A 14,211-nucleotide genomic window follows, 5' to 3' on the forward strand; every position below is an offset into this window, starting at 1 on the left:
GCCTTAATTATTAATTGCAGGACAGTTACAATGGTAACGTTCGTTACTTTCTCCAAAGTTATATCCTAAAGTAATTTGGTGAAAACCTGAATTTGTCAACACAACTGAATTTGCTTGGTAAGTATAGGTATAAGCAAACATAAAGTCATTATAATTTATTCCTAAAAACGGTGTGATGTATTGTAATTTTTGACTTTCTACTGTAGAAAGATTTTCGGTATATTCTGAACCATCAAAACTTCTTCTATAAGATAAACCACCCCAAAGACTTCCAAAATCAAAATTTCTGTAAACCTTAAAGTTTGCATCTATAGAAGCTTCTGTAGTTTCTTCTTTGTATTGAAACATTAATGAAGGCTCATATGACCAATCAGATCCGTAAGGTGCAATTACATAACCCGCAGATGCTAGATATTGACGCTGATTGTCAGTTTCTAGATCATCAAATATTTCACGATTCTGTGGAATAATATTTTTCACCGTAAAATGCGTGTAAAAATCTAAGTAATAATAAGACATCCCAAAATCAACATTGAAATAAGAATCGGTTAATTCTGCTCCAGGAACAATAGTTGGATCAGGCTGCGTAAAACCGGATTGATCTAATTTTTCTTGCATTACACCAACGTTTAAACCAAACGATAATTGGTTTAAAGCGATTCGATCTCTCGATAACATTAAATGGTACGCAAAAGTAGCGTAAGCTCCTTGCTGAGAAAAATTACCATTGCTATCGTTGTATAAAATACCACCAATACCTATTTTCTCATTTAATTTACCATTTACGGCAAGCGTTTGTAAACTTGGTGCGTCGTCCACATCAAACCATTGTTGCCTTGCTGTAAGACGAATTGTATTTCTATTTGCCGCACCAGCCATAGACGGGTGAAGTAAATACAAATTATCGGTTAAATAATCAGAGTAAACAGGAATTCCCCGTTCTTGAGAAAATACTACTAATGGTAAAAATGCAATTGCTAAAAGTAGATATGCTTTAATAGACTTCATATAATAAGGGTTATCTCTTCAAAAAAGTAAAAATAAACTTAAAATTTATTCAAGCAAAACTTATTTCCATACTAAATATCGATCAAGTTTTACATTTCAACAGCGAAAAATACAATTTTTCTTTAAAGTAAAATAACTTTACTTCTGCTTTTCAAATTAATAAGGCGTAAATATATTCATTTCATTGTATTTCTTTTAGTAATTTTGCTGAAAAATTTGCATTTATGAACAACTATAATATAGAAATAAAACCAACCAGCAATGATTCTATTGTTAAATTTGAAGCAAATCGGTTCTTGGTAGAACACGAAACCTTTGAATTTAAGAACATTGAAGAGGCTTCTAAATCTCCGTTGGCTCAACAACTTTTTCACCTTCCTTTTGTTAAAACGGTTTTTATTGCACAAAATTTTGTTGCGATCGAAAAATTTAACATTGTAGAGTGGAATGATGTTCAAAATGAAGTGGCTACACAAATTAACGAATATTTAAATGACGGCGGAATTGTTGTAAATTCTGCTAAAGATTCTAATAAAAATATTCCGGTTACAGTTTACGCTGAAAGCACGCCAAATCCTAAAGTGATGAAGTTTGTATCGAACAGAAAACTGGTGTTAAGCGTCCAAGAATTTAAGAATATTGACGAAGCCAGCAATTCGCCCTTAGCGCAATCTTTATTTCATTTTCCTTTTGTAAAAGAAGTTTTTATTGATGAAAATTATATTTCTGTTAGTAAATATGATATCGCAGAATGGGAAGAAATTACACTAGAATTGCGTGAATTTATCAGAAATTATTTGCAAGAAGGCAAAACGGTTCTTAAAGAAAATGTTCAAGAAACCGCACAACCTCAGCAAACAGAAGAAAAAGTTTCCGAGAATTTTGATTACCTCGACGATACTTCAAAACAAATTATTGCAATTTTAGACGAATATGTAAAACCTGCTGTAGCAAGTGATGGCGGAAATATTAAATTTGAATCGTATAATGCTGAAGATAAACGCGTAAAAGTTATTTTACAAGGTGCTTGTAGCGGTTGCCCTTCTTCAACATTCACTTTAAAAAATGGAATTGAAAATATGCTGAAAGAAATGCTTCACGATAAAGTGGAAACCGTAGAAGCGATTAATGGATAAAAGAAAAGTTTAAATCATAAAAAAGTCCGATGAAAAACATCGGACTTTTTTTATCTGTATCTTATTTTATTAATTAAAATTCTCGCTTAGCGTCTTCATAATAATCTTGGAATAACTTTAATAAACTCATTGTTGAAGTTATTAAGTCTTTAGTTTCCAATAACAATCCGAAATATAATTTGGTGTTTTTCGGACTGGTTTCTGAAGTTCGAATACGATCGATTTGCTTCTGAATTAAACCTGAAACTTTTTCAAGTAGAACTTTTTTATCATCAATTAATTTATTGATGTTTCCAAAAGCTTGGGTATCGAAGGTTTCGATAATTTCATCAAAAAGCACTTGCATTTCGCGATCGATACTTTTTAAGTCCCGAATCTGGTTAAATTTCAAATTCTTGTGATTATTATTCACGTGTTTATGGCTCGATCTCGCTATTTGACTAATCGATTGAACCATATCTTGTAAATGATCTAAAAACAGAATATAAAATTTACTCGCTTCAACAGAATTATCTTCCAAGGATTTAATAAAGTAAAAAACATTATCCTTTAATTCTTCTACCTCATCTTCCAACTTATTCAGCTTCTTAACGTCTTTTCTAAGCTTACTTAAATCATGATATCCTAAATGATCAACAACTTTGCTGTAACGCTTATTAATTCCGTTGATTACACTAGAAATATTTTGGGAAGTTTCAATGGTAATTTCATTAATGGTAATAATATCACTTCTATTAAAACGTTTTTTGCTTTTTTCAGCTTTCATCTTTTTCGAATGAACAATCGCGCTTCTAACAATTAAGAAAGCCGCTAAGGCAACTAGAGCTATAATTGCAATCATTTCGCCCCACCAAATTATCCAAGCAAATAAAGCTGCTGCAAGAAAAGCTACTAAAGCCGTTACAAACCAACCTCCTACTACATTTACAACTCCAGCTACACGATAAACTGCACTTTCACGATCCCAAGCTCTATCGGCCAACGATGTACCCATCGCCACCATAAACGTTACATAAGTCGTCGAAAGTGGAAGTTTTAAGTTTGTCCCTATTGAAATTAGAATACTGGCAACTACTAAATTTACCGAAGCTCGCACTTTATCAAAAGCCGGCGCATCAATACGTCTATCTGATAAAACATCGTTAGAACGTTCGAATTTAGCTTCAATTTTAGTTTTTACTGTTGAAGGTAAAATTGCAGAAACCGCGTTTCCTGCCAGCATAGAATATCGTACAATCACACGCGATAAATTATTTGGTTTGAAGCGTTCTGCGCCATCACCTTGTCGTGCTAAATTAACTCCTGTATCTACTACAGATCTGGCTTTGCTGGAAAACCAAAGCGTCACCACCATTACCAACCCAGCGATAATTAGTAAAAATTCTGGAGTTTGCACTTCACCAGATAAACCGCTCATTAACATTTGGTTTGCTTCCATTCCGGAATCTGTCCACAGCATAAAAGATTGCCACGCAGCAATAGGAACTCCAATAAAGTTCACTAAGTCGTTTCCTGCGAAAGCTAATGCGAGTGCAAATGTTCCTACCACAATTATGGCACGTAAAATATCGGTTTTTAAAACTAGCATCGCTACTTGACAAATAAGTGTCCAAACTAGAAAGCTAGCCGCGGTAATCAGTAAAGTATGATGCGTAACGTAGGCAACTGTTTCATCTGGAACAAAAGAAATTCCTTTTAATCCTTTTATAAAAATGAAATACGTAATGGCCGTCATCGAAAGACCTCCAAAAATGGCACCTACATATTTTATTTTTCTTTCAAACTGAAACGAAAATACCAACCGCGAAAGATACTGTATAATTGCACCAATCGAGAAAGCAATTACGACCGAGAGCAAAATACCGGTTATAATTTCAGTAGCTTTTGAAGTGTTTATATATTCTAAAATTACACCAAAATCTTCCGTTTCGTTGTAAGTTTTTATAGCTGCAATACTCACCGCTGCTCCTAATAATTCGAATACAATGGAAACGGTTGTAGAAGTGGGTAAGCCTAATGAGTTAAAGAAATCGAGCAGCAAGACATCGGTAATCATTACTGCCATGAAAATTATCATAATTTCGTCGAAGTAATATTGACCGGGAACAAAAATACCTTTTCGGGCTACTTCCATTATTCCACTAGAAAAGACAGCTCCAATTGCTACTCCTATACTAGCGACAATAAGTATAGTTCGCATTGAAATAGCCTTAGACCCGATAGCTGAATTTAAGAAATTCACCGCATCGTTACTAACTCCTACTACTAAATCGGTAATCGCGAGCGCGAATAAAATCACGAGCATTACCAAGTACATATTTTCCATAAAAAACTTATCTCTAAATCTGCAAAAATGTGTTTTTAATTTTTAATGTTCTCCATCCTATTGTTATCAAAACATTAAAATTTAGTGTGCACAAAAATAATGGCATAAATGTAAATACTTGCTTGTAAAGATACTTTTTTTACCTTTCTAGCAAGAAACATTCTGTAATTAATGAAAAATCTAACAAACAATTTAGCCAAAGAATCAAGTCCTTACCTGCTTCAACACGCAAATAATCCGGTACATTGGCAAGCTTGGGATAAAAATTTACTCAATCAGAAAAAATTATTGCTCATAAGTATTGGGTATTCAGCTTGTCACTGGTGCCACGTGATGGAGAAAGAATGTTTTGAAGATAATGAAGTAGCTTCGGTAATGAACGAAAATTTTATCAATATTAAAATTGATCGGGAAGAACGACCCGATCTTGACCATGTTTACATGCAAGCGCTACAAGCAATGACCGGTCGTGGCGGTTGGCCATTAAATGTAGTTGCTTTACCTGACGGAAGACCCATTTGGGCAAGCACCTACTTACCAAAGAAAAATTGGATGGGAACTTTATTTCAATTGAAAGATTTATATAAAAGTGCGCCCGAGAAAATGTATGAATATGCTGAAAAATTAGAAAAAGGTCTTCAGCAGTTAAATATAATTGACCCTTCAAACGAAAAAGAAGAATTTTCTACTTCGTTTATCGATGAAGTCTTAAAAAAATGGCGTGAAAATTTCGATCATCTTCACGGAGGAATGAAAGGTGCGCCTAAATTTTTAATGCCGAATAATTATCATTTTTTATTGCGTTATGGAGCTCAACTTCAACATAAAGAAATTGTAGAATTTGTAGAATTCAGCCTTACAAAAATGATTTATGGCGGAATCTATGACACGCTTGGCGGCGGCTTTTCAAGATATTCTGTAGACGAACGTTGGCATATTCCGCATTTTGAAAAAATGCTTTATGATAATGCGCAAATGATAAGCTTACTTTCCGATGCCTATTTAGTTACAAAAAATCCTTTATTTAAAGAAACCGCAATAAAAACGCTGGCTTTTTTGGAAGAGGAATTTCATGCTGAAGAAAATGGTTTTTACAGCGCTTTAGATGCCGATAGTGTAGATGAAAAAAATCAATCGAAAGAAGGCGCGTTTTATACGTGGAAGAAAAAAGAATTAGAAGAAATATTACAAGATGATTTTCAAATTTTTGCTGAATATTACAATGTAAATCATACGGGGTATTGGGAAGAAGGAAATTATGTTTTTATACGAACAAAATCTGCTGAGGAAATCGCAGAGCAATTTTCAACAACCACACGTGAACTTGAAAAAATTATTTCTCGCTGTAAGAAAAAATTAATTTCAGTTAGAAAAAAAAAAGCAAAACCCGGGTTAGATACAAAAATTCTAACTTCGTGGAACGCATTGACAATTACTGCATATTGCGATGCTTACCGCGTATTTCAAAATGAAAAATATATAGAAATTGCAGAAAATACTTTAAATTTTTTATGGGAAAATCGTTTTAAAAACGGAACTATTACACGAAGTTTTAAGAAAAATAATGAAGAAATTTCCGGCTGTTTAGATGATTACGCTTTTTTAATTGAAGCTTGTTTGAAATTTTATGAAAATACTTTTCAAGAAAAATGGATTTCCAGAGCAAAAACCTTAACCGATTATTGTTTATCCTATTTTTTCGATGAAGATAAAAACGTATTTTTCTATACTTCCTCTAAAGAAGACGGTTTATTTATAAAAACAATTGAAACGGAAGACAATGTAATTCCTTCTTCAAATTCTGCGATGGCAAAAAATTTAGGACAGCTAAGTAAGATTTACCGAAATAAGGAGTATGAAAAAATTTCGAAAACGCTTCTCAAAAACATTCAACCAAGAATAAACGAATATCCTATGGGATATAGCAATTGGTTAATGCTTTTTATGAATTACTCTTCTTCAACTTTTGAACTTTTGTTTTCAGGCGAAAATTTCAAAGAAAATTTAAAATCGATCCATAAACACTATTTACCGCAACTTCTAAAGGTTGGAAAGAATAAAAATATTTCTGAAAAACTACCTATTTTAAAATATAATGAAGATTCTCAAAAAAATTCATTACTTTTATGTACAGAAGACCGTTGCTTTTTACCGACAGATAGCCTGAAAATTGTTTTAAAATCCATTCGGAACACTGAACATTAACAAAGTTTAACATGGCTCTCACAGTTTTATTCGATGAATTTTTTTTTATTGAATAAAATTTAAATTTTACTATGGAAGACATTGCTACGTATTCAGAAATTGCAAATGAGTATTTTGAGAAATTTTTAGATTTTCTCCCAGATTTATTAGCCGCTATTGCTATTTTGGTTATCGGTTGGTGGGTAACTAATATAGTTGTTCGTTATGTAAAGAAAATTTTTGATAAAAAAAATTATGATAAAGCGCTAGAAGGTTTTGTAACCAATATCATAAATTGGGCATTAAAAATTTTAGTTTTTATTACAGCAATAACGCAAGTTGGTGTAGAAACCACCTCATTTATTGCTATCTTAGGTGCCGCAGGTTTAGCTATTGGATTAGCTTTACAAGGTTCGCTAGCAAATTTTGCAGGTGGAGTGTTAATAATCACCTTAAAACCTTTTAAAATTGGAGATTGGATTGAAGCTCAGGGCGTTTCAGGAAGTGTAAAAGAAATCACTATTTTTTATACAAAACTGAACACCTTCGGAAATCAACTAGCTGTTATTCCAAACGGACAAATTTCGAATGATAATATTATAAATTATACCGTTGAAGGAAAACGTAAAGATGCGATAACCATAGGAATTTCTTATGATGCTGATATAAAAGAAGCGAAAGACATCATGCTAGATGTCATGACTTCACAAGAGGGAATTTTGAAAGATCCAGAACCACAAGTTGTGGTAACAGAATTGGCAGATAATTCCGTAAATCTTTCAGCAAGATTCTGGGCTACGAATGAAGATTTTTGGGGGTGTCACTGGTATACAATCGAGACAATTAAAGTGAGATTAGACGAAGCCGGCATCGGAATTCCATATCCACAAAGAGATGTTCATTTTTATGATCATAGTAATAAAAAACAAAATAATAATTAAACTATAAAAATTATTAATCATGAAAAATTTTAAATATATAATTTTAATAATATTAGCATCAATTCCAACCATACTCTCTGCTCAGATAATGCAAATTGATAATTGGAGTGATTTACCTATACTTCAGCAAATAAGTCAAAGTAATAAAATTAAACTAGGTCAAACATATATTGATTTATCAAATCTAAGTAATAGTCCATATTTACATGAAGAATTTTCACCAGGCCAGATTATCGACAAGGAAAAGAAAAGAAAAATAAAGGCATATATAAGATATAGAATTATTGATGATGTCTTTGAAGTTAAAAAAAGTATTGATGATGATGAATTACATGTCCTACAAAGATCTGAAAAATACGATGTATTGCTGAATACTGACGAAATGTTTACATTTCAATACAATCTTCCTGTCCTTATTCACGGAAGTAATAGTGGATACGTAGAGGTATTAGTGAACAATGATGATAAAGTCTCATTATATAAAAGACTTGGCCAAACTTACAATCCAGGGCAAGAAGCACGCTCTTCATATCAAAAAGGCAAAGCTCCAAGCATTAGTACTGAAACTTATTATATGATCAAAATCGGGAATAGAGCCTACAGTATAGAGCCTCATAAAAGAAAAGCTGCAGATGCCTTTCCTGATAAAAACGAAATATTAGAAGATTATATAAAAGATAATAAATTAAAATTTAGAGGAGACGATGAAGAAAAAGCTCTTATTCAATTAGTTGAATATTATAATTCTTTAAACTAATTTTACTTCTTCGTAACGAGAAAATCTTTTAAATAATAAGGTTCAAAATAAGCGACATCTTCGGTGTCGCTTATTTTATATTTATCAAATGCCAATTTTACCATTTCTTTTGCTGAAGGATTTGCTTCAATAAATTTAATCGTTGCTTTTTTAGCTGAAGGCAAAATTTCCTCAAACTTCTTTACTGCATTTCCAATACAAATTACTTTCTTATTGCTGAAAATATCTTCAAAACTATTTTCAGATAAAATTGTAGCTGCTGTAGAAACAAGTTGCTGATTATTTTCATCAAAAATAGCGGTAAATGCTTCCATTCTTCTCGCATCTAACATCGATAAAACAATTTCATCTTTACTCGGTTTTGCTTGTAAAGCTAAAGACTGCAAAGTTGAAGTCGATAGCAAAGGGATTCCAAGTGAAAATGCTAGACCTTTTGCTGCAGAAACACCAATACGCAAACCGGTATATGAACCCGGACCTTTACTTACCGCAACAGCCGAAAGTTCATGAATCTCAATATTTTCCTCACGTAAAATTTCATTAATAAATACGTGAAGTTTTTCAGCGTGAGAATAACCTGGTGTATTATCTTCTTTTAAAGCTAATAATTCTCCGTTTTTGCTCAAAGCAACGGAACAATTAGTAGTTGTGGTTTCTAAGCAAAGTATGATATTCAAAATCTATTCTTTTTTATCGCCTTTTACTTCAACTTTATCTCCTGAATCTAGCTGTTTCGTCACCGTATTGTAAGGCCCTGTAATTACTTCATCTCCTACTGAAAGTCCTTTAGTAATTTCAATATTCGTGTCGTCTTGAATTCCGGTTTCGACGACTTGTAATTTAGCTTCTTCTCCTTTTTTTAGAAAAACACATTCAAATGTTTCTTCTGAAGTTGAATTTTTCGCTTTTGTAATTCCGCTTTTAGTTGTTGTAGTATCATTTTTTATAACGATAGAACTGATTGGAACTGCGATAATATTCTTTTTACTATTGGTAATTATATCTACCGTAGCGGTCATTCCAGGTCGAAAAGGCGAATAACTAGCTGGTTTTCCTTCGGTTAAATCTTTATAGGAATCTTTTAAAATTCTGACCTTCACTTTAAAATTTGTAACCTGATCTGCCGTTAAATCTTCATTTGCTGAATTTGATATTGAAGTCACCAAACCATTAAATTCCTTTCCTAAATATGCGTCGACCTCAACAATTGCTGAATCGCCGACGGCTAATTTTACAATATCGTTTTCATTCACATCTACTTCCACTTCCATTTCAGCTAAATTAGCAACCCGTAAAATTTCGGTTCCTGCCATTTGTTGCGTTCCTACAACGCGTTCTCCTAATTCTGCGTCTAAACGAGAAATTGTTCCTGTCATTGGCGCATAAATTGTAGTTCTTTGCAAATTATCTTGCGCTTCGGTTACAGAAGCACGTGCACTTTGCACGTTGTAATAAGCCGATTGTTTGGTGGCTTTCGCAACTTCATATTCAGAAACAATCGCATCCCATTCGGCTTTAGAAATTACACCTTTTTCAAATAATTTTTTATTTCGGTTATAGTTTGCTTCGGCTTGTTTTAAACTAGCCTCACTTTGTGTTAATGCCGATTTAATATTTTCTAAACTGGCTTGAGAACGCTGAACGCTAGACTGGTATAAATCGGGATTTATTTTTACTAATAAATCTCCTTTTTCAACTTGCTGGCCTTCTTTTATTGGCAATTCAATAATTTCTCCTGAAACTTCTGAAGATAATTTCACTTCAACTTCAGGTTGAATTTTTCCCGTGGCAGCAACAGTTTCAGTTATATCTAACTTTTCAATTTTTGTGGTTTCAACACTTTTAAAATTTCCTGTTTTACCAAACCAACCGGCTTTTTTTCCTATCACCAAAAGCACCAAAATAACAATGATGATAACCGCAATAATGATTATTTTTTTTCTTTTCATAGCTTAAAGCTTAATATCTTCCGGTTCTATTCCAAAATATAGTTCTAGAACTTTTAATTTAAAAATATAATCGTATTTACTTCTAATTAATTGACTTTGCGCGTTGGATAATCTAAATTTTGATTGACTGAAATCGAATGCATTCGTTAGACCTACATCATAGCGTTCTTGCGAATAATCATATGCTAATTGTTGTGATTCTACGGCTACTTCTGCGGCTTGATAAGCTTCCGCAGCGCCTTGTGCATCAACATAAGCTTGGTAAACATTCGATTCTAAATCTAAGCGCGCTTGTTCTAATTGATATTCTGCACGTTGCACGTTAATTTCATTTCTTCGTACCGAATTTCTAGTAGAAAATCCGTTTAAAATAGGAACGTTTAACTGAAGTCCGTAGGAAATACCATCATTCAACCAAAGTTGATCTATAAAAGGTCGAGGCGGCAAAGTTCTAAACCCGGAAGAAAAATTATCTGAAATTACATCTTGACCAGTTGCAGCAACTTGACCGATTACCTGTGTTGGGTTTTCTTCATCTATTGTAGTGAATTGCTCTACTCTTCGCGAACCTGATTCACGTGTATTGTAATTAAAAAATCCGCTGATCGATGGTAAATAATTACTTTTTGCGATTTGCACATCTTTTTCGGCTAATTCTACGTTAGATTCTGCGATTTTAATTTCGTAACGTTCGTCTTTCGCATTTTCAATAATTTCTTCTGGAGATTTTTGTAAAATATCACTAATCGGCACATCGTAGGTTTCATCTACTATATCGAAATTTTTATAATCGTCTATTAATAACAATTGCGCTAAATTAATTAAAGCGATTCTTACTGAATTTTCAGCTACAATAATTTGTTGGCGTTCGTCTGCATTGGTCGCTTTTATTTCTAACAAATCTCCGCGAGGAAGCGAACCGGCATCAACTAAATCTTGCGTTCTTTTGTATTGCTCTTGGGTGACTTGATTTTGTTCTTTTAAAACTTTTACAGTTTCTTTATTTACCAACACATCTAAATACGCATTAGCTACAAAAAGCATAATATCGTCTTCCATTTTTTCTAAGGAATACATACTCGCTATTCTCGCCATTTTTGCACGTTGGTATTGTCTTAAATTATTTAACCCGTTAAAAATATTCACGCCTAAAGTTACGCCGGCAGAAAAATTTCGAGTGGTTTGGTTTTGTAAAACTCCCGTAGTTACATTTTGCGTTAATCCCGTATTCCAAGAATTGCTGGCTTGTGCATTAATACTTGGCAAATAATTTCCGATCGCGTCGCTTTTATCGATTTCTGAAGCTTCTAAATCTAATTGCGATTGTTTAATGGAAATATTATTATCGAGTGCATATTCTATACATTCACGCAATGTCCACTTTTTATTTTGTGCGCTGGCAGAAAAGCCGACACAAAGTAAGAGTAAAATTAAAATGCTATTTTTCATGACCTGAATTGTTTTAGGTAAGTCTAGTTTTTTATAATTTGTTACAGTTTCAAGGTGTCTTATTGATTAAAATTGCCTGTAGGTTTTACCGGATTCCACACTTTTATTTCATCCTCTTTTGAAAGCCCGCTTTTTACTTCCACTTGAATTCCGTCGCTAATTCCTAATTCTATATCGCGTCTTTCGAATTCTTGCTCGCCGGTTTTTACTTCAACATAAGGCTTTTTTGTTTTATCATCGAATTGAACTAATGACTCTTTAATCGCCAACACATCTTCAGCTTTCGCTAAAATAATAGAAGCATTTGCACTTAAACCAGAACGAATAAATGTGGTGTCTCTATTGGTTAACGTTCCTTCAATTTCAAATTGAATAGCGCCGTTTTCATCGAGTCCTTTTGGAGCGATGTAATCTAAAACGGCATCAAATTTTTTATTTTCAATTGCGCCAATTGTAATTTCTAACGGAAGTCCTTCTTTAATTTTACCTACTTCAGATTCGTCTACTTTTCCTTCAAAAATCATTTTATCTACGTTTGCCAACGTAGCAATAGTAGTTCCTTCATTAAAATTATTCGCTTCAATTACTTGGTTTCCTTCTTTTACGGGAACTTCTAAAACCATTCCCGAAATAGTCGATCGAATTTGCGTATTAGCCGCATTATCTAACCCACGAGAAGTTCCTGTTTTTATAATTTCATAGGTTTGTTGCGCTGCATTATACGTTTGTTGCGCTTGTTGATAAGCTACTTCTGCTTGATCGAATTCATTTGCTGAAATTACGCCTTTATCGTATAATTCTTTCTGCCGGTTATAGCTTTTGGTTTGATTGTCTAAAGCGATTTTTGCGGAAGTAATTTGGTTCTTACTGCTCGCCAAATTAGAAACATTTGGTACTACTTTTAGTTGAGCAATTAAGTCGTTTACTGAAATAGTATCTCCAGCTTTAATGTAAATTTTATCGATAATTCCGGAAATATTAGGTTTAATAAGAATTTCTTCCTTCGGAACAATACTTCCCGTAGCGACCGTTTCTTTTACAATAGTTTCTGTACTTGGTTTTAAAGTTGTATAAACTACCGGGCTTTCTTGGTTTTTTTGGTATAAATAATATAGCGAACCTACAAAAGCAATAGCTATAATTACTAAAACGATAATGGTTAGTGCTCTTTTCATTCTTACAATTGGTTTTTATTTATTCGGTACGCAATGCGTCTACCGGTTTTATTTTTATGGCATTTTGTGCAGGAATTAAACCTGCTAATAATCCTGAAAAAATTAATATTAATAAAGCTGTAATTACTACGCCTAAATCTACACTCGGGTTAATAAACATCATTTCTGAAGTATCGGTATTTTGTAAAAAAGAATTTACCAGCATTAATAATCCTGTTGCCGCAATAATTCCCGTCATTCCTGAAATAATCGTTAGAAAAATAGATTCTAATAAAATTTGACCTCGAATTGACCAAGGTGTTGCGCCTAGAGCTCTTCTTACTCCAATTTCGTTGGTACGTTCTTTTACCACGATAAGCATAATATTGCTAATTCCGATAACTCCGGAAAGTAATATTAAAATTCCAACAAAATAAGCCACTGCTTTTAAGGCAATAAATAATCCGTTAATTTTATTGAATTCTTCAAATAAATCGAAATTTCCGATCGCTCTAGAATCTTCTGGATGAATGGAATGGCGCGTTTTAATCACTTCAAATATTTGTGATTTTAAATTGGTAATTGAATGTTGATTGTCTGCCGTAATTGCCATCCAACCTACTAAATCACCACGATTAAATGCTTGAGAAAAAGCGGTAAAAGGCACATAAATTTCTTTCTGCGCTTCTTCAGGATTTCCGCCACCATTTCCCTTTTTCTTATAGGTTCCGATTACTTGAAAATTTACACCGCTAATTTTTATGTAACTTCCTAAAACTTCTTCGCCATTATCGTACATCGTAGATTTCACCGCTTCACCAATTACAGCTACTTTTCTTTTCTCATCTACATCATTATAATTCAAAAACCTTCCCGAAGTAATATCCATCGGTTGTTGATTGATTATTTCAGGATAATCACCATACACATTAAACGCTCCAGATTTTAAACCGCGCACCACGTTATTGCTTCCACCGAAACCGCCTAACTGGTTTCGTGGTGAAACATATTTTAATCCACCAACGTTATCTTTTATGGCCGTAACATCGCCTGTTTTAAAGTTATAGCGTCTTCCTTTTGGCAAACCTTTATACGGCTTTGAAGGCGTTTGCGCCCACATAAACATCGAGTTGGTCGCCATTCCGCCAAAACCTTGTTTTACCCCATTTTCTAAACCTCTTCCGGCAGCTAGTAAAATAACCAAAATGAAAATTCCCCAAAACACCCCAAAAGCCGTGAGTATAGTTCTAAACCAGTTAGAACTTAGGGATTCTATTATTTCATTCCATTTATCTCTACTAAACATT

At 33.4% G+C, this 14,211-nt stretch carries 11 protein-coding genes; 4 read left to right on the top strand and 7 right to left on the bottom strand.

Annotation, left to right across the window (positions count from 1 at the left end):
• Window positions 1–3: 3 nt before the first annotated feature.
• Complete coding sequence (locus ACFFGL_RS07020) at window positions 4–1,008, bottom strand: PorP/SprF family type IX secretion system membrane protein (RefSeq protein ID WP_309727098.1); 1,005 nt, start codon at window positions 1,006–1,008, stop codon at window positions 4–6.
• A 224-nt stretch (window positions 1,009–1,232) separates the two neighbouring features.
• Between ACFFGL_RS07020 and ACFFGL_RS07025 the strand changes: the two genes are divergently transcribed.
• A complete protein-coding gene (locus ACFFGL_RS07025) occupies window positions 1,233–2,144 on the top strand; it encodes a NifU family protein (protein ID WP_309727097.1) in 912 nt (303 codons plus the stop codon).
• A gap of 73 nt (window positions 2,145–2,217) precedes the next feature.
• On the opposite strand, the gene ACFFGL_RS07030 is transcribed toward ACFFGL_RS07025, so the two are convergent.
• Window positions 2,218–4,470, bottom strand: coding sequence for an inorganic phosphate transporter (locus ACFFGL_RS07030; protein ID WP_309727096.1), 2,253 nt, complete (start codon window positions 4,468–4,470; stop codon window positions 2,218–2,220).
• Window positions 4,471–4,641: 171 nt separating this feature from the next.
• On the opposite strand from ACFFGL_RS07030, the gene ACFFGL_RS07035 reads away from it, so the two are divergent.
• The 3 genes from ACFFGL_RS07035 to ACFFGL_RS07045 all read left to right on the top strand — a co-directional run bounded on the left by ACFFGL_RS07035 (window position 4,642) and on the right by ACFFGL_RS07045 (window position 8,352).
• Window positions 4,642–6,675 carry a thioredoxin domain-containing protein gene (locus ACFFGL_RS07035; protein WP_309727095.1) on the top strand — a complete coding sequence of 678 codons (2,034 nt, stop codon included), beginning with the start codon at window positions 4,642–4,644 and terminating at the stop codon, window positions 6,673–6,675.
• A 71-nt stretch (window positions 6,676–6,746) separates the two neighbouring features.
• Complete coding sequence (locus ACFFGL_RS07040) at window positions 6,747–7,595, top strand: mechanosensitive ion channel family protein (protein WP_309727094.1); 849 nt, start codon at window positions 6,747–6,749, stop codon at window positions 7,593–7,595.
• A 19-nt stretch (window positions 7,596–7,614) separates the two neighbouring features.
• Window positions 7,615–8,352 carry a hypothetical protein gene (locus tag ACFFGL_RS07045; RefSeq protein WP_309727093.1) on the top strand — a complete coding sequence of 246 codons (738 nt, stop codon included), beginning with the start codon at window positions 7,615–7,617 and terminating at the stop codon, window positions 8,350–8,352.
• 2 nt (window positions 8,353–8,354) lie between these two features.
• Here the strand turns inward: ACFFGL_RS07045 and tsaB are convergent, their stop codons facing one another.
• The 5 genes from tsaB to ACFFGL_RS07070 are packed head-to-tail and all read right to left on the bottom strand — an operon-like array spanning window position 8,355 to window position 14,210.
• A complete protein-coding gene (gene tsaB / locus ACFFGL_RS07050) occupies window positions 8,355–9,029 on the bottom strand; it encodes a tRNA (adenosine(37)-N6)-threonylcarbamoyltransferase complex dimerization subunit type 1 TsaB (protein WP_309727092.1) in 675 nt (224 codons plus the stop codon).
• A 3-nt stretch (window positions 9,030–9,032) separates the two neighbouring features.
• Complete coding sequence (locus ACFFGL_RS07055) at window positions 9,033–10,301, bottom strand: efflux RND transporter periplasmic adaptor subunit (protein ID WP_309727091.1); 1,269 nt, start codon at window positions 10,299–10,301, stop codon at window positions 9,033–9,035.
• Between the two features lie 3 nt (window positions 10,302–10,304).
• Window positions 10,305–11,750: a TolC family protein gene (locus ACFFGL_RS07060; protein WP_309727090.1), complete on the bottom strand. Its 1,446-nt coding sequence runs from the start codon at window positions 11,748–11,750 to the stop codon at window positions 10,305–10,307.
• A gap of 59 nt (window positions 11,751–11,809) precedes the next feature.
• Window positions 11,810–12,925, bottom strand: coding sequence for an efflux RND transporter periplasmic adaptor subunit (locus tag ACFFGL_RS07065; protein WP_309727089.1), 1,116 nt, complete (start codon window positions 12,923–12,925; stop codon window positions 11,810–11,812).
• A 19-nt stretch (window positions 12,926–12,944) separates the two neighbouring features.
• Window positions 12,945–14,210, bottom strand: coding sequence for an ABC transporter permease (locus tag ACFFGL_RS07070; protein WP_309727088.1), 1,266 nt, complete (start codon window positions 14,208–14,210; stop codon window positions 12,945–12,947).
• Window position 14,211: the final 1 nt, after the last annotated feature.

The organism is Mesonia maritima, assembly GCF_042433895.1.
GTDB lineage: Bacteria > Bacteroidota > Bacteroidia > Flavobacteriales > Flavobacteriaceae > Mesonia > Mesonia maritima.

Excerpts from the sequence above, each read along its gene's own strand:
- ACFFGL_RS07035 (WP_309727095.1), top strand. The coding sequence starts at position 4,642 with ATGAAAAATCTAACAAACAATTTAGCCAAAGAATCAAGTCCTTACCTG.
- ACFFGL_RS07040 (WP_309727094.1), top strand. The coding sequence starts at position 6,747 with ATGGAAGACATTGCTACGTATTCAGAAATTGCAAATGAGTATTTTGAG.
- ACFFGL_RS07025 (WP_309727097.1), top strand. The coding sequence starts at position 1,233 with ATGAACAACTATAATATAGAAATAAAACCAACCAGCAATGATTCTATT.
- ACFFGL_RS07070 (WP_309727088.1), bottom strand. The coding sequence starts at position 14,210 with ATGTTTAGTAGAGATAAATGGAATGAAATAATAGAATCCCTAAGTTCT.
- ACFFGL_RS07060 (WP_309727090.1), bottom strand. The coding sequence starts at position 11,750 with ATGAAAAATAGCATTTTAATTTTACTCTTACTTTGTGTCGGCTTTTCT.
- ACFFGL_RS07055 (WP_309727091.1), bottom strand. The coding sequence starts at position 10,301 with ATGAAAAGAAAAAAAATAATCATTATTGCGGTTATCATCATTGTTATT.
- ACFFGL_RS07020 (WP_309727098.1), bottom strand. The coding sequence starts at position 1,008 with ATGAAGTCTATTAAAGCATATCTACTTTTAGCAATTGCATTTTTACCA.
- ACFFGL_RS07030 (WP_309727096.1), bottom strand. The coding sequence starts at position 4,470 with ATGGAAAATATGTACTTGGTAATGCTCGTGATTTTATTCGCGCTCGCG.
- ACFFGL_RS07045 (WP_309727093.1), top strand. The coding sequence starts at position 7,615 with ATGAAAAATTTTAAATATATAATTTTAATAATATTAGCATCAATTCCA.
- ACFFGL_RS07065 (WP_309727089.1), bottom strand. The coding sequence starts at position 12,925 with ATGAAAAGAGCACTAACCATTATCGTTTTAGTAATTATAGCTATTGCT.